At 57.4% G+C, this 22,684-nt stretch carries 23 protein-coding genes; 9 read left to right on the plus strand and 14 right to left on the minus strand.

All coding sequences use genetic code 11. From position 1 onward, the window contains the following. Positions 1–102: 102 nt before the first annotated feature. On the minus strand, positions 103–915 hold the full coding sequence (locus tag ACZ5CE_RS08260; RefSeq protein WP_464574410.1) for a dienelactone hydrolase family protein: 813 nt from the start codon (positions 913–915) through the stop codon (positions 103–105). Positions 916–1,123: 208 nt separating this feature from the next. Here ACZ5CE_RS08260 and ACZ5CE_RS08265 point away from each other — a divergent pair, with 208 nt between their 5' ends. Beyond that, entirely contained in the window at positions 1,124–2,224 is a 1,101-nt protein-coding gene (locus ACZ5CE_RS08265) for an ADP-ribosylglycohydrolase family protein (protein ID WP_464574411.1), read from the plus strand. 311 nt (positions 2,225–2,535) lie between these two features. On the opposite strand, the gene ACZ5CE_RS08270 is transcribed toward ACZ5CE_RS08265, so the two are convergent. From ACZ5CE_RS08270 to ACZ5CE_RS08300, 7 genes are all read right to left on the minus strand, one after another. Beyond that, positions 2,536–2,943, minus strand: coding sequence for a type II toxin-antitoxin system death-on-curing family toxin (locus ACZ5CE_RS08270; RefSeq protein ID WP_464574412.1), 408 nt, complete (start codon positions 2,941–2,943; stop codon positions 2,536–2,538). Next, positions 2,940–3,167, minus strand: coding sequence for an AbrB/MazE/SpoVT family DNA-binding domain-containing protein (locus ACZ5CE_RS08275; protein WP_464574414.1), 228 nt, complete (start codon positions 3,165–3,167; stop codon positions 2,940–2,942). The genes ACZ5CE_RS08270 and ACZ5CE_RS08275 overlap by 4 nt, the downstream gene beginning before the upstream one ends. 223 nt (positions 3,168–3,390) lie before the next feature. Beyond that, positions 3,391–3,699 carry a type II toxin-antitoxin system RelE/ParE family toxin gene (locus ACZ5CE_RS08280; RefSeq protein ID WP_464574416.1) on the minus strand — a complete coding sequence of 103 codons (309 nt, stop codon included), beginning with the start codon at positions 3,697–3,699 and terminating at the stop codon, positions 3,391–3,393. Between the two features lie 138 nt (positions 3,700–3,837). Next, entirely contained in the window at positions 3,838–4,284 is a 447-nt protein-coding gene (locus ACZ5CE_RS08285) for a hypothetical protein (RefSeq protein WP_464574417.1), read from the minus strand. Between the two features lie 134 nt (positions 4,285–4,418). Then, positions 4,419–4,802: a hypothetical protein gene (locus ACZ5CE_RS08290; RefSeq protein ID WP_464574418.1), complete on the minus strand. Its 384-nt coding sequence runs from the start codon at positions 4,800–4,802 to the stop codon at positions 4,419–4,421. 250 nt (positions 4,803–5,052) lie between these two features. Then, positions 5,053–5,430 carry a hypothetical protein gene (locus ACZ5CE_RS08295; protein WP_464574419.1) on the minus strand — a complete coding sequence of 126 codons (378 nt, stop codon included), beginning with the start codon at positions 5,428–5,430 and terminating at the stop codon, positions 5,053–5,055. Next, entirely contained in the window at positions 5,405–6,502 is a 1,098-nt protein-coding gene (locus tag ACZ5CE_RS08300; RefSeq protein WP_464574420.1) for a DEAD/DEAH box helicase family protein, read from the minus strand. The genes ACZ5CE_RS08295 and ACZ5CE_RS08300 overlap by 26 nt, the downstream gene beginning before the upstream one ends. Positions 6,503–6,619: 117 nt before the next feature. Here ACZ5CE_RS08300 and ACZ5CE_RS08305 point away from each other — a divergent pair. Continuing rightward, positions 6,620–7,848, plus strand: a protein-coding gene (locus tag ACZ5CE_RS08305) for an IS3 family transposase (protein ID WP_464574421.1) whose coding sequence is annotated in 2 segments (ribosomal slippage) — positions 6,620–6,896 and positions 6,896–7,848 — 1,230 coding nt in all. Because the reading frame shifts where the segments join, the coding sequence is not laid out codon by codon here. Between the two features lie 284 nt (positions 7,849–8,132). Here the strand turns inward: ACZ5CE_RS08305 and ACZ5CE_RS08310 are convergent. After that, positions 8,133–8,339 carry a hypothetical protein gene (locus ACZ5CE_RS08310; protein WP_464574422.1) on the minus strand — a complete coding sequence of 69 codons (207 nt, stop codon included), beginning with the start codon at positions 8,337–8,339 and terminating at the stop codon, positions 8,133–8,135. 560 nt (positions 8,340–8,899) lie between these two features. Between ACZ5CE_RS08310 and ACZ5CE_RS08315 the strand changes: the two genes are divergently transcribed. The 6 genes from ACZ5CE_RS08315 (at position 8,900) to ACZ5CE_RS08340 (ending at position 14,659) form a co-directional block, all read left to right on the plus strand. Beyond that, positions 8,900–9,175 carry a hypothetical protein gene (locus tag ACZ5CE_RS08315; RefSeq protein ID WP_464574423.1) on the plus strand — a complete coding sequence of 92 codons (276 nt, stop codon included), beginning with the start codon at positions 8,900–8,902 and terminating at the stop codon, positions 9,173–9,175. Between the two features lie 440 nt (positions 9,176–9,615). Continuing rightward, complete coding sequence (gene nhaA, locus ACZ5CE_RS08320; protein WP_464574424.1) at positions 9,616–11,502, plus strand: Na+/H+ antiporter NhaA; 1,887 nt, start codon at positions 9,616–9,618, stop codon at positions 11,500–11,502. A gap of 248 nt (positions 11,503–11,750) precedes the next feature. Beyond that, on the plus strand, positions 11,751–12,182 hold the full coding sequence (locus ACZ5CE_RS08325) for an OsmC family protein (RefSeq protein WP_464574425.1): 432 nt from the start codon (positions 11,751–11,753) through the stop codon (positions 12,180–12,182). A gap of 285 nt (positions 12,183–12,467) precedes the next feature. After that, positions 12,468–13,562 carry a hypothetical protein gene (locus ACZ5CE_RS08330; protein WP_464574426.1) on the plus strand — a complete coding sequence of 365 codons (1,095 nt, stop codon included), beginning with the start codon at positions 12,468–12,470 and terminating at the stop codon, positions 13,560–13,562. A gap of 280 nt (positions 13,563–13,842) precedes the next feature. Then, entirely contained in the window at positions 13,843–14,229 is a 387-nt protein-coding gene (gene crcB / locus ACZ5CE_RS08335) for a fluoride efflux transporter CrcB (RefSeq protein ID WP_464574427.1), read from the plus strand. A gap of 112 nt (positions 14,230–14,341) precedes the next feature. Next, positions 14,342–14,659, plus strand: coding sequence for a DUF190 domain-containing protein (locus tag ACZ5CE_RS08340; RefSeq protein WP_464574428.1), 318 nt, complete (start codon positions 14,342–14,344; stop codon positions 14,657–14,659). Here ACZ5CE_RS08340 and ACZ5CE_RS08345 read toward each other — a convergent pair. The 5 genes from ACZ5CE_RS08345 to ACZ5CE_RS08365 all read right to left on the minus strand — a co-directional run bounded on the left by ACZ5CE_RS08345 (position 14,617) and on the right by ACZ5CE_RS08365 (position 19,049). Next, entirely contained in the window at positions 14,617–15,606 is a 990-nt protein-coding gene (locus ACZ5CE_RS08345) for a PEP-CTERM sorting domain-containing protein (RefSeq protein WP_464574429.1), read from the minus strand. The two genes, ACZ5CE_RS08340 and ACZ5CE_RS08345, sit on opposite strands and share 43 nt — an antisense overlap. A 159-nt stretch (positions 15,607–15,765) precedes the next feature. Next, a complete protein-coding gene (locus ACZ5CE_RS08350; RefSeq protein ID WP_464574430.1) occupies positions 15,766–16,431 on the minus strand; it encodes a hypothetical protein in 666 nt (221 codons plus the stop codon). Between the two features lie 595 nt (positions 16,432–17,026). Further along, positions 17,027–17,617, minus strand: coding sequence for a hypothetical protein (locus ACZ5CE_RS08355; RefSeq protein ID WP_464574431.1), 591 nt, complete (start codon positions 17,615–17,617; stop codon positions 17,027–17,029). A 14-nt stretch (positions 17,618–17,631) separates the two neighbouring features. Then, positions 17,632–18,789 carry an AAA family ATPase gene (locus ACZ5CE_RS08360; protein ID WP_464574432.1) on the minus strand — a complete coding sequence of 386 codons (1,158 nt, stop codon included), beginning with the start codon at positions 18,787–18,789 and terminating at the stop codon, positions 17,632–17,634. Positions 18,790–18,833: 44 nt separating this feature from the next. Continuing rightward, positions 18,834–19,049 carry a hypothetical protein gene (locus tag ACZ5CE_RS08365; RefSeq protein WP_464574433.1) on the minus strand — a complete coding sequence of 72 codons (216 nt, stop codon included), beginning with the start codon at positions 19,047–19,049 and terminating at the stop codon, positions 18,834–18,836. A 253-nt stretch (positions 19,050–19,302) separates the two neighbouring features. Here ACZ5CE_RS08365 and ACZ5CE_RS08370 point away from each other — a divergent pair, with 253 nt between their 5' ends. Continuing rightward, entirely contained in the window at positions 19,303–22,668 is a 3,366-nt protein-coding gene (locus tag ACZ5CE_RS08370) for a hypothetical protein (protein ID WP_464574434.1), read from the plus strand. Positions 22,669–22,684 lie beyond the last annotated feature (16 nt).

A 22,684-nucleotide genomic window follows, 5' to 3' on the forward strand; every position in this document is an offset into this window, starting at 1 on the left:
AATTGAACCTGAATCCGGCAGTTGACCGCTCATTTGGTAAGATCGTGCGGATAGTGGGAAGCCATGTGGCGCAATGCGCTGCGCTTATTGCGCCCTACTTTTCTACTTTTCTGCCTTGCTTTTCTTTTCCGGCCTGAAAGCCTCGGCCAGGACTTTTTTGGTTTCCTCCCACGAAGCCTTGTCCGCCACGACATTGTAGGCGAGAGGCAGGTTGAACTTGCGTCCAATCTCATCCGCGGCGGGGTTGGTGAAGCTGTGCTTCGCGCCGGGAAAAACCACGGTTTTATAGCTGACCTCGGCTTTTTCCATTTCCTCTCGAAACGCAGCCACCTGCTCCGGTGGAATCATGGGATCATCCTCGCCGGTAAAGGAAATAACTTTCGCCTTCACCATGCCCGGCTGCGCAGGGGTCTGCGTCGCCAGGCCGCCGTGGTAGCTGGCTACCACTTTCAGGTCCTCGCCCAGCCGCGCCATTTGCAGCGCCACGCTGCCGCCGAAACAATAACCCAGCACGGCGATATTACCGGGGTCCACGCTCACCTGCCGCCGGAGAAACTCCAGCGCGGCATCGAAACGCGCCTTGGCCAGCGGCAGGTTCTTCGCCACCTCGCCGGCAAATTTTCCGGCTTCATCCGGATGATGCGCCTGCTTCCCGTCCCCGTACATATCCAGCGCCAGGGCGGTATAACCCAGCTCCGCCAGCATCCGGGCGCGCTTGCGCGCATACTCGTTATGCCCCCACCATTCGTGCACCACCAGCACGCCGGGCCGCTTCCCCTTGATTGCATCGTCATAGGCGAGATACCCTTTCAGCGTTTCTCCGTTATTGCTGTACGTCACTTCCTTTCCCTGCACCATTGCCTGCACCCCCGAGCTCAAGAATAAGAAGATTGCAGTGAATATGAGTTTGTTCATGATTGTCGGCAAAAATCGATTATGGGAAATTATTGGATTCACCTTTCGGTGGATTTATTTGGCACTTCCTTGCGCATGGTATGGGCAAATCATGAGATGATCAACTCCCGGCTGAAATTCCGCTTATTGAGTTTGTGGTTTTGTAGCGTCGGATTAGCGAAGCGTAATCCGACGCACATACCATGACCATGCGAAGGAGAATCACACCATGACTGATTCCAAAATCCAGGACCGCGCCGCCGGCGCCATCATGGGCGCCTTCATCGGCGACGCCATGGGCCTTGGCCCCCACTGGTACTATGACCTGGAAGAACTCCGCCGCGACTATGGCGAGTGGATCACGACCTACACCGATCCCAAACCCGGCCGCTACCATAGTGGCCTCAAGGCGGGCCAACTCTCCCAGGCGGGCATCATTCTCAAGCTGATGCTGCGCTCGCTGGTCGAGCGCGGCGGCTATGACGAAACGGATTTTTGCCGGCGCATGGATGAAGAACTCTTCCCCCTGCTCGACGGCACGCCGGCGAACGGACCGGGAGGATACACCAGCCAGTCGATCCGCGACGCCTGGCGCAAGCGCGTCCAGCAGAAACTGCCCTGGGGGCAAACCGGTGGACACGCCGATACTACCGAAGCGATCGAACGCACCCTCGCCCTGGCGGTGCGCTATGCCTTCCAGCCGCAGGAACTGGCAACTGCCATCTCCAGCAATGCCCGCCTCACCCAGATCGACGATACCGTGCTGTCGATGACAGTCGCTTATGGAGCAGTGCTGGGCCTCCTGGTTCAGGGGCACACGCTCAATAAAAGCCTCTCTGGCAAGCTCATGCGGCTGGTCAAGAACGGAAAGCTGCCTTTCCACGCGGTGACTCACGACGATCTGCAACCGCCGCAGCCGGGCGATGCCGACCCGCCGCGCATTGGGCGGTTCGCCTCTCCGGATGCCCTGCTCACGCCCTCGTACGTGGCTGCCGCCGCGGTAGACCCGGATATCCGGATAGAGCCCGCGTGGAAGGTATCCATCGTGTATGGCATGCCTTGCGCCATTTATCACCAGCTTCCGGCAGCCTACTATCTCGCCGCCCGCTTCTCCGGCGACTTCGAATCGGCCGTGCTCAACGCCGTGAATGGCGGCGGGCAAAACCAGGCGCGCGCCACTTTGGCCGGGGCGCTGGTGGGCGCCCAAACCGGCCTATCCGGCATTCCCCAACGATTCCTGGATGGCCTGGAAGAAATTGAAGAGCTCAAGCGACTTGCGATGAAACTGGCATCCAAAGCCGGCCCCTCGTCTGCCGGCGAAGGAAACTGAAGAACGGCAAAATCGTGTCTGTGGATTGCTCTTTGCGGCGTGGATTGCAGGCCTGATTAGCGAAGCGTAATCAGACAACATTTTGTACATCAGGTTGGAGAGGTTCCATGCACCCACGGCTCGCCTCTCCCGATGCGCTGCTGGCGCCCTCCAACAGCGACACCGCCACGATGGACCAGTTTTGCAGGTCGGATTAGTGAAAGGTAATCCGACAACTTTATTCTGTTATGACATATTTGGCGTAGGTCAGATTAGCAAAGCGTAATCTGGCAACCCGCTCATCCGTCGGATTAAGCCGCCTTTTTTGCAAATCAGGTTTCCGTTATGGCATTCGCCCGAAGAAATGTCACGAATCCTTCTTCATCCATCGCACGCCCCGCCAGCGAGAGCACAGCCCGCGCTGCATCTTCTTCACTGGCGGTGAACCGATAGCCATTGAGCTCAAGAAAAAGGATTCCGGCGACAAACCCGGTGCGTTTGTTGCCGTCCACGAAGGGATGATTGCCAATGATTCCAGCGGCATAAGCAGCCGACATGCCGATGATGTCCGCATCGAGGGCATACGCCAGTTGCTGGCGCGGCCGTGCCAGAGCCGATGACAGGAGCGTTTTGTCGCGAAGACCGGACGCGCCGCCATCCAGCGCAAGCAGGCGTTCATGAATAGTGAGCACATCCCGCTCTTCCAGCCAGATGATCTCCTTTACTTTGATCTCTTTCACTTCGCCAGGACATGCAGCGTGTTCCGGTAACGGCTGGCGATATCCTCAACCTTTTCCATCTTTTTCTCGAAGCCGGGATCGTAGGGCGTGATGAGATAGCTCCCATCGGTGGCCTCGACCAGAAAAAGCGGCTGGCCGTCTCCGGTATGGAGGCGGTTGATGACTTCTTTCGGGAGAACAACCCCCAGTGAATTTCCAAATTTCCTGACCTTGAGCTCAATCATGGGAGTGCCTCCACTGTTATTACAATTGTAATAACTCGATATAGACCCTGCAAGATCTCTTTTTAAACCCAATCAGAAATGCCCCCCCGCTGCACACCTTTACCTGAACAAATGTAGATCGGATTGGTGAAACGTAATCCGACAACTTCATTCTATTATGACATATGGTTTTATAGGTCAGATTGGCGAAGCGTAATCTGACAACATTCTGCACACCCGGATGTCATGGCATCTGTTGCGCTGCGTGTTTCACTCGCAAAATCTCCACGGTATGGGCTTCGGCCAATACACGATAAAAAATGATGTAATTCCGGTGCACTACCAGCTCGCGCGCATAGCCCGGCAGGCCGGGCCGCCCGCTGCGGCCAAGCCTCGGGTGCTGTGCAAGCGGCTTGATCTTGTCGCGCAGCTCCTGGCCAAAGCTGCGCGCCCTGGCCGGCTGGTCCTGGCCGATGTAGGCCACGATGGCGCGCACATCCTCACGTGCCTTCGGCCGCCATTCGATGCGGTAAAGGGTCCCGCCCTTCGTCATGGTTAATCGGTAAGATCGAGGCGCCAGAAGCGCACAATCGCCTTGAAATCGACCCGGTAGCCCAGATTATCGAGGCAGCTATTCAAGCGAGCGATGAAGGCGAACACTCCTTACCCATCGGCGGCGATGTCCCTCCCTTCATGCGCGCACCTTCCTGGCCGGCTTTGCAAGGGCGGCAATATCAGCCTCCATTCCGGCCATGACATTCTCATGTGAGAGATTTGACCCGGGGTCGTCGATAGCCTCCTGGATCTCGGCAGTCAGCCACTCAGAATAAGCGGCGGCCTGGTGGGCCTTGCGCAACGCTTCGGCCCGGCTGCTTGTGCCTGGGGCAAGTTCCTTCTCCGCCGGATTCCACTCACTGGCGTCAAACTGGCCGATGGTAATGCCCAAGTCGCGCAGCACATTCAAGGCGGTGGTTAGATTGCCGAAGCGGCGCGGTTCGCTGCTGCGGGCTTTCGCCAGTGTGGCGTCGACGCCGCTACGAGTGGCAATCTGGACGAGAAACACCCCGCCCTGCCCTTTAAGAGTGACGGAAGTCACGCCGCCGGCATTATTGGCTGCACGAAGCTGTTCAAGTGTCATGCTCCGCATGATTTGCCCGATGTTTAACGTTAACAACATGTATTGTGCAAGTCTTATTGAAAACCTGCAAGCGCTCCTCCCGCTTCACGCTAAAATTGGAGGATACTGAACTGGATTCCCCTTGGCTGGAACATTCACTCCTTCTCGAACCCCTGGCTCACAAACTTGAGAGTCCGCCCATTCTCGGTAACAGTCCGCACAATCTGGTCGGTAGCTCCTAACGGGATGCGCGGCTCTATTTCAAGCGTCACTTTTACCTCGGCACCCACAAGACCCGATAGATGGGCAATCACTTCATCTGCTATGCGGCTGGCATCGCGGCCCACGCGGGTAGGATCAAGATGGACTGTGCCATGAAAACGCTTGGGTTTGTCCGGCGAAGGTACGGGCACTACCGGATTGATATACACGCAACCCTCCATCCATTCGTGTCTGAGGAGCTGCTCGGTAAGTGAGGTTTTTCCTGTCCCGTTAGGTCCGGCAACCACGATCAGGCGTGGCTTCAAGCTTTCGTTCATGTAGATTCCGGGGGCCGGTTAGCGGCTGCGATCTCCGCCCGCCGCCGAGCCTCCGCAGCTACCAATATCATAAGGGCTTCCAATTGCTCGTCGGTGGGTTCGTTCTCGATATCGTTCAGATCAAAGTGCTCTGGTTCCATAAGGACTCCATAATGCAGCGAATATCGAATTCATCGTATTTCCAACAACGAATCTACGGCAATCTGCTGCGTGCTGAAAACCAATAAATTATGATTCGTTCATTAAAGTTCTAAACTCGCATGTCATCGAGAAACTCCGACGCCGGTCCGGTACTTGTCACCAGCAGGTGATCCCTCGCCCGTGTACAGGCAACGTACAGCAAGTGGCGCTCGGTGTTGCCATCCACGTCGGTGACCAAAGGGCCGAGCAGGCGGTCTGCCTGCGCGCGAATTTGATGGGAAGTGCGGTAATTGATGCGCAGGGTGCGCGAGCGCCCCCGGATGTCTATACCGATGGCCTTCCATGAGAAAGGCTGCTGGAAGATGCGCTGGCCGAGGTCGCCGGCGAAAAAGAGTGCATTGGCGCGACTGTCACCCAGGGCGGCAAGGAACCTGAGATGGGCGACACTGATATCCTGCGCCTCATCCACGACCGCGAAGTCGAACACTACCTTCCTGCTCTTCGAGACCGGAAATCCAGAGCCGAGCCGCTTCGTTGTTCTTCTCGGCCTCCTTCTTCTCGTCGCCTTTCAGGTCCTCATCGTCTGCGTCTTTCGGCTTCTCGCGATAGCAGTGGTGCGCCTCGTCGTTGATCGCGAGAATATTCTTCATGCCCATCAACTCGGGCATCACGCGCTGGAGCATCTGGCCTTCGGTTTCGAGCGTCCTGGGTTCTTCGCCCGTGCGGCCCTGGAGAAGCTGGCGTCCGCCTTTGGAAAGCTCGATGCGCTCGCGCAGCTTGAAGGCGTGATAGTTGGTGATCACAATCCTGGCGCGGTTCACGTCATCCAGCATGTCGCCCGGCACCAGCTCGCGGTCTTTATAGTAGCTGTCGGGGTCGTTAGGCTGGAGGACGCGCAAACGGTCCTTGATCGTCAAGCCGGGCGCGCAAATCAGGAAACCGCGCGTAAAGTGCCTGCTCGCGGGGCGCCGTACGGCGTTGATGGTCTGCCAGGCGATAAGCATCGCCATCACCGTGGTCTTGCCGGCGCCGGTAGCCAGCTTCAGCGCGAATCGCATTAATTGCGGATTGGCATCCCGGTTCGCTGACACAAGATGCTCAAGCATGCGCTTCCCGTTCCTGGATTGGGGCGCCACTTCGGTGAGCCAGATGGCGGTTTCCGCCGCCTCGACCTGGCAGAAGAACGGGCGAATAGCGCTGAACGTGTGATGTCGCCAATGCTGAAGAAGACGGGCTGTCTCGGGCGTGACCTGCCATTGATTGGGATTGGGCAAGGATCGCCAGACATCCACCTGGCCGCGCACCTCTCTGATGATAGATGTGGGGTCGTATTGCTGTGCTTTTGTTGAAAGCCCCTTGCCATCATCGAAAACGAAGGCCTCCTGTGCGGCGGCACGTTTCCGCTTCTTCGGCTTCGGGATCGGCGTGATGAACTCCGCACGGCGGCGGGTTTCGATAATTTTCTGCGTGGGTTGCCCGTGCTCATCCAGCTCCCAGTGACGGAGTGGGTACGCATAGGGTGAGTTCAGGATGGGACGATCAAAGAATGGATTCGACATGAATAAACCGGATATACGCAACGTGCCAGAATACCCTCTGCCCGGCTCGACCTATAGTGGACCCCAGATACTGGACAGTGATTTAAGATGGTAGCCTGCTATAAAAAGGAGTAGGCAGTGAGTGAGAAGAAACGCAAGAATTTCAGTGGTGAGTTCAAGGCCAAGGTGGCGCTTGAAGCGATCCGGGGAGTCAAGACGGTAAACGAGATTGCCCGGGAGTTTGGGGTGCATCCGACCCAGGTGGGGTTGTGGAAGAAGGAGTTGCAGGGGCAGGCATCCGGGATATTCGACATTAGGCGCGGCCCCAAGCCGGTTGACCCATCCGCCAGCCCGGAGCGACTCTACTCTGAGATCGGGCGGCTGAAGATGGAACTGGACTGGCTTAAAAAAAAGTCCGGGATCAGTCTATAGGAGAGCGCAAGCGCTGGGTCAGTCCCAATGATCAGTTGGCACTGACCCGGCAATGCGAGCTGGCGGGGGTCGCTCGTTCCGCCACCTATGCACCGCACCGGGCTGTTGAACCGGACGAACAGGAATTGATCCTGTTGGTGCAGATCGATGCCGAATACACAAGGCATCCTTTTTACGGTAGCCGCAAGATGACGGTGTACTTGCGCGGCATGGGGCATCGCATCAACCGCAAGCGAGTGCAGCGGCTCATGGGCAAGCTGGGACTGGCGGGCATGGCGCCGGGGCCGAATACCAGTCGCGCCACCCAGCAGCACAAGGTCTATCCGTACCTGCTGCGCGGGGTAGAGGTGACACGGCCCAACCAGGTGTGGAGCAGCGATATTACTTATCTTCGCCTGGCGCGGGGATTTGTGTACCTGGTAGTGGTGATCGACTGGTACAGCCGCAAAGTTCTGACGTGGCGCGTGTCGAACACGTTGGATAGCGGGTTCTGTGTAGACTGCCTGGAGCAGGCATTGCAGACCTGTGGCCCCCCCGAGATATTCAATACCGATCAGGGCTGCCAGTTTACCTCAGAGGCATTCATCAGAGTGCTCAAGGCGCATGGTATTGCCATCAGCATGGACGGACGCGGACGGGCATTGGATAACATCTTCGTGGAACGGCTCTGGCGCAGCGTCAAGCACGAGGACGTGTATTTGAAAGGGTATGCCACCGTGCCTGAACTGCTGCTGGGATTGACAGAATACTTTGTGTTTTACAACACGGAAAGATCACACCAGTCGCTGGACTATCGCACGCCCAACGAGGTCTACCAGACAGCAAGGGGCGGCGGGGCAAGAATTGTGGATAAATTCAGTGAGCGAGAAACATCTCACTCAGAAACCGAATCGGAGCAGCGCCGTTCCGCTGCATGTGATCAGCTACCCTCTTAAACTCAACCTGATATTGTCTTGACTGAGGGGTCCACTTTAACCGTCACTTCTCCTCTGGAAAGAAGTTATAAACCCCAGCCAAGATCATGCTCAAATCATGCTCAAATCATGCTCAATTGTAGGTCAGATTAGCGAAGCGTAATCTGACTGCATTTTTGCATTCTCGAATGTCATGGCATCTGTTGCGCCGCGTGTTTCACTCGCAAAATCTCCACGGTATGGGCCTCGGCATAAACCTGACGGATAAAGACAGATAGTCTAAATCCCCGGCTCAGCCGTTACAACTATTCCGGAGCAAGGGTTATATCGATGCCGGCAGGGCCAGGAAGGGTCAAAAGAACCGGGGAATCCGTTCCAGTTCCATGATCCGGGGCTCTGTCAAATGCTTTTCCCGGCTCTTCTCCCGCCGGAAAACCCGGCGTGCGCCCTTCACTCCATGCCAGGCCAACCATCAACGCGATCATCACGATTCGCGTCCGCGGAAATGTCATGTTCATAGCCAGACTGAAACAATGAGATTGAAGCAGTCCAACATATTCATTGAACCGCTGAGATAAGCCCTCCACATTGCGGGAATGGGCATGCTTCTCCCGCAATGCTGCTAAAAAGCGCGGAAGCGGATCACTGACCTGCCAGGTGTCCGAAGCCTGGCAAATCAATAACGGCACTTCAAAGCATTCCTTTAACTGCAGGGAACACTTTCCTGCTCACTCGTACCCGGCGGATGTTTCAGGGGGATGCCGGGCCGCGCTGCAGGACGCGCCTTCCGCTGGAGGGCCTATCCAGGGTTCGATGCGTATCTTTACAGGGTTGGGAGGGAATAACTATTGGACCGATGTCCACGGGGAAAACGGCAAAAGCGCGGACGAAAGTACAGGAGGGAAAGTCCCGATGATTGCCCATTGGTATCCGTTGGTACTCCCCATTCGTACCCGACTGGCGCCTTTTAGGGAAATTCCGGACTGCTTTCCTATGTGCGCTGGTTAACGGATAAAACAGCTATTTTTTGCTAGATTTGATCATTCAAACTTAAATTTCTCGCGGGTGTTCCATGAACAACGATCTTTTTTCTTTCCCCATTACCGGATGGGAAATCAAAACAGCGCCGGATGAGGGCGTGCTTTCGGTGCGATTCCCTTTCCTCTCCCATGAGGAGCAAAAGCTCGCGGAAGCCGATCCGGGCAGACCGTATGTAATGCGGGCGGAACAGGCTCGGGAACTTCGGGATGGGTTATCGAGGGCGCTGCAATACCTGGATAACCACGAAGAGGATTCCCCCGACTCTCCCTTGAGCGCGGATTTAAGAAACAGCCTGCTCATTTATTGAGCGCACCCTTCCGTCGTGGGACAGTGCGGAATGCCGGTCTGGATTCACATAAGGCAGCTCCCAGCGTCATCCTATCCTGGCCTCGCCTGATACGATGGGCAAACTGCGGATCGATCCACACCTGCTCGGGCAGATCAAGCTGATCGGTGCGTGCTTCGCAGATCAATCGATCAATCAATAGTCAATCAATAAATAGCCGCTGATTATCCTGGGGCGGTCTGGATATCCTTCATCGGCCACTGCAAGGTTTTCTCACGCCTGCTCCATCCCCTTTTACAACTGCACCGGAGCAGCGAATTTGCGATTCCTTACTTGAACTAAATCCGGCAGTTGACCGCTTATTTCCACTGCCAGATTCAAGTTGAATTCCTGTGCATCTTCGCTGCCTCATGCCTGCCTCATGCCTGTCTCATGCGCAAACCAGACGATAACCGGGAAAAATGACGCCAGATGCGCCGCCAAACCGGCTCGACCGGCCGGTGGATGAGGCATACGATCATATTCTGGGCCCCCCCGACGCTGAAATAACGCTGGTCGAATATGGCAGCTATGCGGATGCTTCCTCTCGCGCTGCCCATGAGCGCGTCGCGCGGCTGCGGCACCAGTTTGGCAACCGCCTGCGCTACGTGTTCCGTCACCGCCCCCTGCCAGGAAACGATATCGCCCGCCGCGCGGCGGAGCTGGTGGAATCCTATGCCGATCCGGCACGTTTCTGGAATGTGCATGTCGCGCTCATGACACACCCGGATGTGCTGACCGAAGATGACCTGAATACCATCGCGGCTGACCAGGTCCTGGAAGTGCAGAATGCCCCCGATAGCGAAGAAGGGACTCTTGGGGCTAAAGCACGGGTGGATGCAGACATACAGAGTGCCGCCGACAGCGGCGTGCTCGTCACGCCTACGTTTTTCATCAATGATCGGCGCTATGACGGCCCATGGGACGGGATTTCGCTTTCCGAGGCCATGCTGGGTTCGCTCGGCCATGTGGTTCACGCCGCCGCGCTGGACTTTGCCAAGTGGGCGCCTTCCACCGGACTGCTGCTGCTGGTGGGCACGGCGCTGGCAGTGATACTCAGCAATACGGCGGCAGGGCCGTACTTCAACCAGTTCTGGGATCTGCAACTGGGCGTGGTATTCGACGGAGGCCAGTTCAATCTTTCGCTGCGCCACTGGATAAACGACGGCCTGCTCGTTATTTTTTTCCTCGTCGTAGGCCTGGAAATCAAGCGGGAATTCACGGTGGGCCACCTTGCCACCCGCCAGTCGGCCATGCTGCCCGTCGCCGCCGCTATCGGTGGCATGGCGGTACCCGCTGTCATGTACACGATGCTGGTTCCCGCCGGGCCGGAAGGCTCGGAAGGCGCATGGCGGTGGGGCTGGGGCGTGCCGATGGCGACCGATACCGCCTTCGCGGTGGCGCTGATCGCCATGATGGGCAGACGCGTTCCGGTTGAGCTGCGAGTCTTTCTCACCGCCGCGGCCATCGTGGACGATATCGGCGCGATTCTTGTCGTCGCCGCCTTTTATACCGACACGCTGCAGGCAGGTTACCTTGCCGGCGCCGCCGCCATTACCGGCCTGCTGGCCGTGCTCAACCGTGCTGCGATCTATCGGCCGTCGCCTTACGTGCTGCTGGGCATCGGCCTCTGGGTGTGCGTGTACAGCAGCGGCGTGCACGCGTCCCTCGCTGGCGTCGTTCTCGCACTCTTCATCCCCACTCGCCCGCCACCCAATATCAAGACGCTGATGCTGCAAGCCGACGCCATCCTGAGCGCGGAAATGAAGCGCGGAAGAGAAGTCATGCGGTACGGGCCCTCCGTATCCTCTCTCGAAGCGCTGGATGCGATCCACGACCGGCTGGAATCGCCCGCGGAGCGCATGTTGCGCTACGTGGCCCCGCGATCGAGTTACCTGGTATTGCCGCTGTTTGCGCTGGCGAATGCAGGGGTGGTGCTGGATGCCGCCGCGCTTGCCGGGCGCGAGGCGCTCATGCTGGGCACTGCCGCCGCCCTCGTGGCCGGGAAGCCGCTGGGGTTCATCGCCGCAACCCTGCTCGCGGTAAAACTGGGAATAGCGGCCAAACCCAGGGCGTATACCTGGCGCCAACTCGCAGGGGCGGGAGCGCTCGCGGGAATCGGTTTCACCATGTCCCTTTTCATTGCAGGCCAGGCTTTCCATGTCGAGGCCGATTTTGCCGCTGCCAAGATCGCGATTTTTGTGGGATCGGTACTTTCCGCGCTGACGGGAACGGCAATACTGTGGTTTGCAAGAATGGGGCCTCCTGATTCCCGGCCAGAGCGGGTGATACCAAGTGATACCAGGTGATTTGCGCCAGGCGATTGCCGGCAACGGCGGCGGTCTGATCATCCCGATTTTACCGGCAACGCGCCCAGTAAGGATTTGTTCAGCGCTTCCTTGGTGATATGCCGCACAGAAGGGAAATGACATCCATGTATGATTTCCGGTTTCAACCTGAATCCGGCAGTTGGATCACCATGGCTCGCGCTGTTCGCGGAATTCTCCAGGTTTTGGGATAGCGTGTTTTTAATGCAGCAAAAGGACAAGGAGCGATCATGAAGACAACGAAAAAAGGATACGCAGTCTGGCAGGGCGGCATCAAGGATGGCAGCGGGACCATTTCCACCGAGACGGGCGTGCTCAAGGATGCGCCTTACGGCTTCAAATCAAGATTCGAGAACGGCAAGGGTACCAATCCGGAAGAGCTGATTGGTGCGGCCCACGCGAGCTGTTTTTCCATGGCGCTGTCCCTGATGCTGGGAGAGGCAGGCATGGTGCCCGAAAGGATCGAGACTTGCGCGACCATCACGCTGGAGAAAATCGGCGAAGGCTTCGAAATTACCCATAGCCATCTCGACGTGAAAGCAAAAATTCCGGGGGCGGATAAAGCCAGGTTCGACGAGGTCGCCGGCAAGGCGAAGGCGGGATGCCCGGTGTCGCGGCTATTCAAGGCCACCATCACCATGAGCGCCGCGCTCGAAACCTGAGCGATTGCCCCGCGCCGCAGGACAAATAGGGCAAAATCAGATAGGGGCAAATAAAAACCCGGAGGCAAAACCTGCCGCCGGGTCAAAAGGCGTTATCGCCTAGGAGGAAAAAGCAGATGAAAAATCGCATTGCCTGATTGGAATCATACACGCTTGGCGCACGCTGCCTATTGGACTGAAGTACATCCAGGAGGTTGTTTTCGATATGAACGCTAATATGAACGAAATCGGCGTGGCTCTTCCTTTCATCCTGACAGGGTTACGCCGCAATGGAAAGAGATGCCAATGAACACATCCACATCCGCCAATAAGGCACGCACCGGCGTGGCGGCATGCGCCATGGCAGCCGTCATCTGCGTTTGTACTGTCCTGGGCAGCTCTGGCAATGGGGCTTACGCCGGCGCGCACGACGCGGTAGAAGCGCCAGGCAGGCAACTGGCGATTGTCAGCAGCTACATCCTCCCGATCGCCGAGGTGTCGGGGCTGGCAAAAATCCGCGATTCCTCCCTCGAGATGGAGAAGAACGGCGGGATCGATCTTTATGCCATTGGCGATGCAAGCTATCAGGTGGCGCGCTTTCGCACGGGTGGCGCGAACCATGCCAGCCAGGGGCCGGATATCCGGATTCAGGATGCGGCGCACGTTCTGGGCAGAAAAGCAGGCAACGACTCCCAGTGGGAGGCCGTGGCGGTCGATGGCAAGGAGTCGGTCTGCATGCTGAGCGAGACCCGTGCGGAGATCTCCTGCCTGGATACGGATCTGCAGCACGCCAGGGCGCTCTTCAGCCTGGATGTATCCGGCTTCCCGCAGCTCGATTCAGCCTGGAAGGAATTTCCCAACTCCAGGGGCGAAGGCATGATACTCATGAAAAAAGGCCACGTGCTCGTGCTCAAGGAAAAGAAGCCCTCCATGCTGATCGAATTCGGACCGGAGGGCGACCAGCCGATGGGCTACGGTTCCGATACATTCCTCGCGCCGGATGAGGCTTTTGCCGGACTGGTCAGTAGCAGCGGAGAGCCTGTTTACCGCGCAAACCGGTCAGAGGAACCCGCTGCGCGCCGCCTGGTTGCGCTGAAGGTGTGGGAATTCTCCGATCAGCTGCATGAACTCGCCCATGATGCGAGCGAAATCGCGCTTGGCCCGGATGGACGCGTATACCTGCTATCGCAGGAAAGCGCCACCCTGATCCGGCTGGAAAAAACCCTGAAGCCCGCCGAGCACAAGGTCGATGTGGAACACGGCGCTTATTGGCGGCTCCCCCAGGGAATGGACAAGGCGGAAGGTCTGGTGATCAGCGAAGGCATGCACCCCTGGATCGGCATCGATATCAAGCAGACCAACCGCCCTAACCTGTTCCGTCTCTCGCCCATAGATCCGTAGGATAGGGTGGAACACCGCGCTACCCATCGCCTTCCAACGCAGGGTGGGTGGAGCGGCGCGCAACCCACCACCTTCCAACGCCGTAGGGATGGAGCAACACGCAACCCGCCTGATCCGGCCCATTCATCTACCCGGCATCTTCACGCTCTGATTCGCATGCCGCCGCGCCGCCCGCCGCTCCATCCTTTGGCATTCCAATATCATGCTTCGGCGAACCTGCTGCAGGGAAATACGAAAAGTGAGGTATGCTTCAGCTTTGGCAGAACAAAAGTGCGCGCGAATGGGCATTTACGCGGTTGCGGCAGTGGGAACGGGAGCGGCGCTGGGTGCATGGCTGCGCTGGTGGTTCGGCGCTTCCCTAAATCCCGTATTCCCCACCCTGCCCCTGGGCACTCTTGCGGCAAACCTCATCGGCGGCCTCCTCGTCGGCATCGCGCTGGAGTATTTTCATCGCAATGCCATATTGCCGCCTGAAGCGCGGTTGTTCGCCATTACCGGGTTTCTTGGCGGACTGACCACATTCTCGACCTTTTCCGCCGAAACCGTGACGCTCATCCTGCGGGAACAATATCACTGGGCCGGAATCCTTGTTTTCGCGCATGTCGCCGGTTCGCTGGCGATGACCATACTCGGCATAATGGCCATCAAGTGGCTGGCGCAGCATTAGACCTGGCAGCCCTGATAGGTTAAAAAAATATCGCCAGGCGATATAGAATGAAGAATAGGCAGCGCGAAATGAAAATCATTGGTGAGGAGGAAAAAGCAACAGGAGGCCGGACATGCAAGGCATATTTCTCAAGTTTTACGTGGGAGAATACCGCGAGCACAACGGCATTCTCCTGTTCGAATGGCTGCTGGAACGCGCGAAAAAGATGGGCTTCCATGGCGGCACCGCGATACGGGCAATCGCCGGCTTCGGCCGGCATGGCGTATTGCACGAGGAGACTTTTCTGGAACTGGCGGCGGATCTGCCGGTGGAAGTCAGCTTTGTGCTGAGCGAGGATGAAACGCGGCGTTTCCTGGAGATGCTGCAGGCGGAAAATATCGACCTGTTCTATGCCCGGTTCCCGGTCGAATACGGATTCCTGCCGGAATGACGACGCTGCCTCCCCATCTCCAGCCGCAGCCGCCCTGCTCCCATCGCAGCCAGCCCTATTCCCAATAATGCCAGAGACATGGGTTCCGGCACCGGCTCTGCTGAGCTGAAAACGCCTGACGAACTGCTCATCAGGATCAGGTTCCTCCCGTCCACCCCGTTCAGGCTTCCCACCGTGTTGATACCGCATTCCAGACCGCCCAGGGTGTTCGGGCCGGCCCCATCGATCAGCGCGCCTTTTCCATTCTTGAAGCACGAGGATGGATCGACCTGGGAAAACGGTGCGCTGAACAGGGACTGAAAATCCAGCGTAAATCCGGGAGGCAAGCCGGCCGGGAAATAGGCGGGATCAAAGCTCGCGATGGCAATGGCAAGATCGCTGTTTCCAGTTGCCGTGATGCTGCCCACCCCCGGATAATTATCGGGGCCGAAAGCGTCCAGACCTCCCGGGGCGATATTCAGACCGGATATCGCGGTCTGCCCGCCGGTATAGCTTCCCGACAGGATGAGCGAGGCATCGCTATTGGTGGCATCAGGCCCATATCCCGTCCCGTTGCCCGGATTGGCGTCCGGGGTCGGATCGAAATAAATCCTGAAAAAATTGTCGCCCCCTGCCAGGGTATTGAACACGACGTTCGCGCCCATTGTGGAGACCACCTGCTCCTGGTAGCCCGCGACATAAGTCCATCTGCCTGCCCCGCTCATACTGCCATCGAAGCTGCCGAGCGAAGCCTGGGCATAGAACTGGAACACGTCGCCCAGCGGATGAAAAAATATGGAAGCGCTGCCCACCGGCGTGATGAGGGTATTGCCCGGGGTCCACTGCAGGGTGTTTACGTCTCTCGCGGAGCCGGAACCCGAGCCATCCGCGTCGATGACGACTGCGTCGGCCGCGACAGCCAGCGCCATCGACAAGGCGCCAAGCATGAATTTACGAATCAGGCTCATCAATGCTCCTTCAGTGGTCCATCAATCCTCATTCGTCATTCCGGAATCCAGTCCACATTTGTTACCATAGCCGATGATGGAAGAATAATAAAGGAGAAATATTGCAAGGCTTGAGGCGGGGGATTGATTCAAATGCGCCATCTTTTCAGTTTCGCAGGATCAAGTATACCCCTCCTTCCAGCGAATCGGCGCGAACCGGATCAAGGGCAGCGGCGGGCTCCCGGCGTTCGAATCCTTCAGCGCCCCCGAAAGGTCGAGGGCAATATCCGGCGATTCAGGCGAAGGCGCGGGCAAATCGAAGTCCAGCGAAAGGAGATAGCGAACCCCTGCCCCCGCGAGCGCCAGTTCAGCGCCGACATCGCGATGCTCCCACTTGCCGCCGCTTTCCACTCGCTGCCACCCTGGCTTACTTATATCCCACATGCCAAACTCGTATCCCCGCGCCGCAGCGTAGCGCTGGCCGCCGATCATCAGTAAAGCCAGCCGCGGACGAAACACGAACGCACCCGTTCCCGGCGTCACATTGACGAAAACCCGTGTTTTCCCCGGTTGATGATTTTTCGGATATACACGGCGCGGATCGACCGAGAGCGGCAGGCCGAAGAAAACCTGCGTATCGTAGGTCCGCAACCGGTTATCCATGCTGACCTGCAGCTTCAGCCCCGGCAGCGCCAGTTCGACCTTGCCTGGCTGCGGTTCGGCATGCGTCGCCGCAGGCGCATCGCCCATGTAGGCTGCGCTCTCCCATCCGCCGCGAAACCCCGCGCAGCCGGTGGCCATGGCACATGCCACGAGAATGATGGAACCTCGTAACGATCCATTCATATCCAATTCTTCCTGGCGGAATTACCGCTGTCGGATTACGCTTCACTAATCCGACCTATATCCCGATCCTCACTATCATCGTTAATCCTTATCAACCCCGTAGGTCGGGTTAGCGCAGCGTAACCCGACAAGCATTACCAGCAGCCCCACGCGTGCGTGCTCCGCAGACATCCGGCGCAATGCGCTACGCTTATTGACGCCCTACATACCGGCATACCCGGCCGGGCGTCTTTCCGGAATGATTTTTAGCGAACCATCGCGTGCCTGTTCCTGGTGCCGCACCGGGCGTGCGTAAGGGGGAATTGATAATGAGAAAAGCCGGAGCAATCAATTGACGTCGCGCAACTGGTTTTTCCAGTATGCCGGGCGGCGTTTGTGGTGAGCCACGGTAATTATCAGAACATCACGATCAATGCCAATTGGAAGATATACCACTGAATAAGGGAATCTCTCCACTCGCAATAGGCGCAACTTGTCGCCAAGCAAGCCACCTCCGGAAAATCCCGGATGGTTTGCTCCGCGGCACGAACCGCATCCACGAAGCGCTGCGCTGCATAGGCATTGCATTGACCGTAATATGAAATCGGCTGCACGGTCATTCGATCATAAAAGTGGAAATTCTTTCGAGTGTACGGTCAAGCTGTATTGAATTTTCTATCGCACGCGGCACGTTCCAAACATTTCTGACAAATTCGCCCATTCTCAGATTATATAACGGCCCGACAGAATTCCTGGAGCCAATGGCCGGAACAATTTCCTCGGTCAATCTTTTCTTTCTGCTTCTGCGCGCAAGGTTCATTAATGTTCGCTTTGGATCTGGCTCGTCTTCTGGTCGCAGTGGAATTTTGGTCAGAGGAATAGTCAGGTACTCGGCAATACCAATACGATCAGCGAGCAACCATGCCTCTATTTCGCGTATAGCTACGCGAAATAGCAAAGCCGATGGCAATGTGTTTGCGCCCCAATCCGTGAGTAATTCGGGTGCACAAGCATATTGATCGAGATCGGTCAGAACAATATGTGGTGTCGCATGGCTTGCATTCTTGAATTGCTGAACCCGGCTTTTAATCTGACCGAAGCCACCCATCCGTAGTACCCTGTGGATAGTGAATTCGCGACCGGAATAGTCGATCAACTTACGAAGCGCCGCTTCGCTCAGTTCATCCTCAACCACCAATTGAATCAAACATCTGCTTGTCATTACAGCAATAGAAGCTGTTCAAGATCGGCGGGCCTTACCTTTGGCAACATTGTTTCAGCAACTGAATATCCGGCTTCCACCATCTTCTGATCTTCCTCTGATGCCTCCACGATCCTCGTGCCGTCTCGAGTGGGCTCCAGCCTGATCACCTCGCGCGGATCGATACTCTTGTCCTGCAATAGCGCTTCACTGTGTGTTGTAATAAAAATTTGGCGCTTATATTTTGCTTGTCGCTGCAACTTCCATATCAGCGGATGAATCTTTCGCACAATATCTTCATTCAAGGATAGCTCTGGCTCCTCCAGCAACAGGACGGAATCACCATCCAGCAAACTCCACATAATACCCAGCAGTCTCAACGTCCCATCTGAAAATTGATCCTCACGCTGCCATCCAGCATCTGGTCGCCAGTGTTCATAAAGGGCCTCCAGATGTGGTTTTCCCGTATTGTCATCACGTTCAAACTTGAGATCACGCATGTTAGGTACACACGTACGTAACGCGCTCTCAATTTTGCGGAGACGGGCATCACGCGTTCTTTGCGGGGTTTTAGCAATACGCTCAAGGAACGACTGTCCAAACGGATCATTTTCCAGGCGATAATTTCCAAGCTGTTCCGAATATTTCAGCAACTGTGGTACAAGATGCAGATAAGTCAGCGTGCCGAATGTATCCGCAATTTCTCGAAACCCTTGATTAGCATTGATCTGTTCAAGATATGTTTGAGTTAATCGTTCGGGATCATTCTTATCGTCCTCATCGGGGCGATTTACTAGTCTCTTGCCACTTCGCATGTCTTCCACTTTTTCCTGGCTTACCACTAAGCGTTGCGCGCCCTTTCCCTCGCTGCGGAAAGCTAGTGTATAGCGCCATATGGCATCGGTTTCTATTTTTTCGGCAAGGTCGATTTCTATCAGGACTTCAGGGTCTTTTCGCGCCAGCAAACAGCGCAATTTGGAAAGCCCCCCGCGATCTTTTACTGCCCGCTGCAATCCTCCACCTTCAGGTTTTGCCACATCCCGTAAGAAACGTAACACATCCAGCAGATTGGATTTCCCCGAAGCATTCGGCCCAATAATATAAACTCGCTCGCGAAGATTGACTTCTACTTCTTTGAAATTCCGCCAATTTTTGAGCTTAAGTCTAACAACCAGCATAGTTTTACTCCAACGAAACAACTTTCAATGACTCGATGCCGCGATCATCCGCGATTTAACCGCCTCCTTGCGGTTTTCTGCGGCGTCGAATGGCAGATGCCATGGAGCGGGTCGATATAGATCATTTGCACCTGCCCTGCCACGCCCCCCTTTTGCAGCAGCAAATCGACCGCCACCAGCCGGTTGGCCCAGCCGCGTTCATGCTTGTAGAAATCCACGGCATCGCGCAGTGGCAGGTTCTCGAACGGGGCATTGAACATGTCAGCCTTGCCTCATCCATGTAGTCGCGCCCGTTGACGCGATATTGTCCGCGTTATATAGCCCACCCGCAATTCGGACATTCGGCGCAATGCGCTACGCTTATTGACGCCCTACAAACTGAAGCAGGTCGGGTTAGCGCAGCGTAACCCGGCAAAGCACTTCCCGGTCCGCGGGATGTGTTTTTATCCCCGGCCATGCTATAACTGCCATGCGCCCCCTTCCAAAAATTCCAAAAAGTTTATCCATTATTCAATGGCGGAACAACAAGACGACAAATCCAGACTGCCGCTGACCGGAATCTTTGCCTTGCTGGCGATGGCAGGCAGCTTCCTCATCTACGAGGGGATTTCGCTCAAGACTTCCCGGCCCATCGACAAGGAGACGCCCAGCCATGTATTCCTTGGACAAGGATTGATACAGTCGCGCCTGTGGCAGGATCCATTCGAAGCGGTCGAATCGTACCGCTTCCAGGAGGAAAAAGGCAAAGGGAAGGAAGAAAAGCAGCCTGCGCTCCCGCCGGCAGGGAATGATCTCCATACCCTTCATACCCTCCTCGAGGTCATCCGCAACTCGGGCATACAGTCCGGGCTGCGGGTGCTGCCGGTCTTCGTGGACGGGAGCCCCTATGTCAATGGCGTGGAATCGCGCCTCAAGGACCGTTACGCCATGATTTCCGCCCTGGGGGCGGCGGGATATGTGCCGGAGTCAGGCGAATTCATCCGCGTTTTCCGGTGGGACAGGGAAAGGGCGGCCGAGGCCGGCGCGAAGGCGCCCGGCACAGGCTCCCAGGCCATGCTGGTCCCGGTCGAATTTTTCATTCCCAAGGCGGAACTGCGCAACGAAGAATACGGGAAGCGCGTCCTGGTCATGTGGCTCAAGGATCAGGACTTCGGTTTGCTGGATGATCTCCTCGCCTACCTGGATGGCGCTTTCAGGGAACGGCTCGCATTGGGTGACGCGGCGGTGTCCTATCGCGTGCTCGGCCCGAGAAGCTCGGCCACGCTCAGCGCCATGCTCAAGACGCTGCAGGATATCCAGTCCAGCCCGCTCTCGAACCCGCCTTTCCGCACCATAAAAGATATCCGGTTTTACTCGCCCTGGGCCACGGCGGAGGACACATTTTTACTGGATTATTCAATCGGCCCGGGCAAGCCCGGAACAGAGCAGACGGTGGACGAGCTGTTTGCCTACCCCCGGCTCGAATTCATCAGGACGATAAAAACCGACGCTCTGCTGGCCGAGCAGCTTCTCCAGGAGCTCAGGCGGCGAGAGGTCGATTTGAAACCCTGTGCGGAAAAACACTGCAACCCCAAGGTCGCGCTGATCTCGGAATGGGATACGCTCTATGGGCGGGCGCTGCCGCGCACCTTTGCTGCAGTGGCGATGAATAATGGCTCTGGCGAGACCGGACCCGGGTTGAAGGCACAGGTGGACAAGCTGCGCCACGACCAATGGCCCGGATGGATCTACACCCATTCGTATCTGGCCGGCCTCGATGGCGAATTGCCCGCCAAGGACAACGATGAACCCATCCCCGCGGCACAGACGGGCATACCGGCATGGAGCGGCAAGCCGCCACAGGGCAGCGAGCAGAATGCGGGCCAGCGGCCCGAGGGGCGAAGCCAGCTCGACTATGTTCTGAGGCTGGCGGCTTCCCTGAAACAGGAGGAAATGCGCAATGGAGGGGAATTCAAGGCAATCGGCATACTGGGAAGCGACATATACGACAAGCTCCTGCTCCTGCAGGCGCTGCGCCAGCAATTCCCCCGGGCGGTGTTCTTTACCACCGACCTGAATACCCGGCTGGCCTGGCCGGGCCAGTGGCAATGGACGCGCAATGTCGTGATCGCCTCCCACTATGGGCAGGAGCTCAATCCCCGGCTGCAGGCGCCTATACCGCCGTTCCGCGATGGCTACCAGACCTCGCTGTTTTATACGGCGCTGTGGACGCTGGATCATTTCATGCCGGCCGGAGCGGAAAAACCCGATTGCCCGGATTGTTTCCGGCTCAGGGCGGCCAACCTGCCCGAAACCAAAACCATCTATTTTTCGCCCAACGCGGAACCAAGATTGTTTGAAGTGGGCCGCAGCGGCGCCTTCGATATCAGCGTCGACAAGCGCCAATCGTCGGGTTTGCCGGATAATGCTGTCAGCATACATGCCGCGCGTCCCGACATCGAGCGCTGGGGCCGCTGGTCGAGCCAGTCCGGCGGCCTGGAATGGATGGCGGCAGCCGCGGGCATCGTCATGCTGCTTTTGCTCATGGCGGTGCTGCTCAGCAGCACCGTGACCCAGGCCCTGGCCCGCCTCGCGTCGAACAGGCTTTTCTGGCTGGGTCTGGCCGCTGCTGCGGCTGTTTCATATGGCCTGCTCGGCTGGTTGAGAAAATCGCTGCCCGACGCGGCCGCCGAACCGATGACCCTGACGGAAGGCATCAGCGCATGGCCGACAGCGGCGATCCGCCTGCTCGCACTGGCGGCGGCACTGATTTTCCTGGCCTATTCGTGGTGGAAATTGAAGAAAAACGAAAATGCGCTGGAGCGCGATTTCAATCTCGGTCCAGGCCCTGCCGCCAGCGCTACGGCGGAAACAGACAGGCCGGGCAGGCTGGATTGCCCGGCTCCTGATTCCAGTTCTTCCTCCACTCCCAAGCACGAATTCCCCGGCCTGCCCTTCAGGGGGCATGGCTTCTTCCAGCGCATTGCCGGGCTCCACTTCTGGCCTTTGCCCGTGCCGGGTACCGTGCAGGCAGGCAGCAGTGCAAGGGCAGGCGCCGGGGCCGCGGCGGGCATGGATGCCGCCCGCCTATGGCATGAATACAAGGCGCTGGGAGCCTTGCCCGGCGTTGCCATTCGCTGCCTGCCGCAGGCCGCGCTGGGACTGCTCTTCGCATTCCTGGCCATGGCGCTGCTCGGCTTTCCCCATACGCCCTGCCGGGGCGAAGCCTGTTTCGAGATCAATCATGTGGTTGTCATGCTTGGCGTTGCCGCGATGACCTTCCTGGTATTCTATGTGATCGACACTACCCGGCTCTGCCGCAGGTGGGTGAACTGCATTGCCGCCGGCGACGTCGCATGGCCGGAAAAAACCGTCGCGGAAATGGCCGCCGAACATGGCCGGCCCGTGGGAACCCGCACGCATTACCTGGAGGAATGGCTGGGCATCGAGCTCATTGGCCGGCGCACCGGGATAATCGGCAACCTCATCTACTTTCCGTTCGCGGTCATGTTCCTCCTGGCCATCGCGCGCCACACCTATTTCGACAACTGGGATTTCCCTACGGCGCTGGTCATTGTCTTTACCGTCGAGGCGACACTGATCGTCATCGCCGCGCTTATCTTGCGGCGTGCCGCCGCCGTGGCGAAAAAGGAGGCGCTCTCGCGATTGCAAAAACGGCTGGAAAAGCAGCGGAACCGGTTGTCCGGCGATTCCGGCGAAACACCGGATGAAACAAGGCAGCAACGCCAGATCGAATGGGCGATCGAAGCCATCAGAAACAACCAGACCGGCGCATTCCTTCCTTTTACCAGGCACCCGGTGTTCGGGGCTTCCGTTGCCATGCCCTCCGGCGCGTATGGCATCGTGCTGCTGATCGAATATCTGGCAACGACTTTCTGATCGCCGGCCCATCATA

The sequence above is a fragment of the Nitrosospira sp. TNL200 genome, from assembly GCF_055386305.1.

What these genes read in the sequence shown, in the direction of transcription:
- ACZ5CE_RS08260 (WP_464574410.1), bottom strand. Translation starts at nt 915, where the DNA reads ATGAACAAACTCATATTCACTGCAATCTTCTTATTCTTGAGCTCGGGG.
- ACZ5CE_RS08265 (WP_464574411.1), top strand. Translation starts at nt 1,124, where the DNA reads ATGACTGATTCCAAAATCCAGGACCGCGCCGCCGGCGCCATCATGGGC.
- ACZ5CE_RS08275 (WP_464574414.1), bottom strand. Translation starts at nt 3,167, where the DNA reads ATGATTGAGCTCAAGGTCAGGAAATTTGGAAATTCACTGGGGGTTGTT.
- ACZ5CE_RS08280 (WP_464574416.1), bottom strand. Translation starts at nt 3,699, where the DNA reads ATGACGAAGGGCGGGACCCTTTACCGCATCGAATGGCGGCCGAAGGCA.
- ACZ5CE_RS08285 (WP_464574417.1), bottom strand. Translation starts at nt 4,284, where the DNA reads ATGACACTTGAACAGCTTCGTGCAGCCAATAATGCCGGCGGCGTGACT.
- ACZ5CE_RS08290 (WP_464574418.1), bottom strand. Translation starts at nt 4,802, where the DNA reads ATGAACGAAAGCTTGAAGCCACGCCTGATCGTGGTTGCCGGACCTAAC.
- ACZ5CE_RS08300 (WP_464574420.1), bottom strand. Translation starts at nt 6,502, where the DNA reads ATGTCGAATCCATTCTTTGATCGTCCCATCCTGAACTCACCCTATGCG.
- ACZ5CE_RS08310 (WP_464574422.1), bottom strand. Translation starts at nt 8,339, where the DNA reads ATGACATTTCCGCGGACGCGAATCGTGATGATCGCGTTGATGGTTGGC.
- ACZ5CE_RS08315 (WP_464574423.1), top strand. Translation starts at nt 8,900, where the DNA reads ATGAACAACGATCTTTTTTCTTTCCCCATTACCGGATGGGAAATCAAA.
- nhaA (WP_464574424.1), top strand. Translation starts at nt 9,616, where the DNA reads ATGACGCCAGATGCGCCGCCAAACCGGCTCGACCGGCCGGTGGATGAG.
- ACZ5CE_RS08325 (WP_464574425.1), top strand. Translation starts at nt 11,751, where the DNA reads ATGAAGACAACGAAAAAAGGATACGCAGTCTGGCAGGGCGGCATCAAG.
- ACZ5CE_RS08330 (WP_464574426.1), top strand. Translation starts at nt 12,468, where the DNA reads ATGAACACATCCACATCCGCCAATAAGGCACGCACCGGCGTGGCGGCA.
- crcB (WP_464574427.1), top strand. Translation starts at nt 13,843, where the DNA reads ATGGGCATTTACGCGGTTGCGGCAGTGGGAACGGGAGCGGCGCTGGGT.
- ACZ5CE_RS08340 (WP_464574428.1), top strand. Translation starts at nt 14,342, where the DNA reads ATGCAAGGCATATTTCTCAAGTTTTACGTGGGAGAATACCGCGAGCAC.
- ACZ5CE_RS08345 (WP_464574429.1), bottom strand. Translation starts at nt 15,606, where the DNA reads ATGAGCCTGATTCGTAAATTCATGCTTGGCGCCTTGTCGATGGCGCTG.
- ACZ5CE_RS08350 (WP_464574430.1), bottom strand. Translation starts at nt 16,431, where the DNA reads ATGAATGGATCGTTACGAGGTTCCATCATTCTCGTGGCATGTGCCATG.
- ACZ5CE_RS08360 (WP_464574432.1), bottom strand. Translation starts at nt 18,789, where the DNA reads ATGCTGGTTGTTAGACTTAAGCTCAAAAATTGGCGGAATTTCAAAGAA.
- ACZ5CE_RS08365 (WP_464574433.1), bottom strand. Translation starts at nt 19,049, where the DNA reads ATGTTCAATGCCCCGTTCGAGAACCTGCCACTGCGCGATGCCGTGGAT.
- ACZ5CE_RS08370 (WP_464574434.1), top strand. Translation starts at nt 19,303, where the DNA reads ATGGCGGAACAACAAGACGACAAATCCAGACTGCCGCTGACCGGAATC.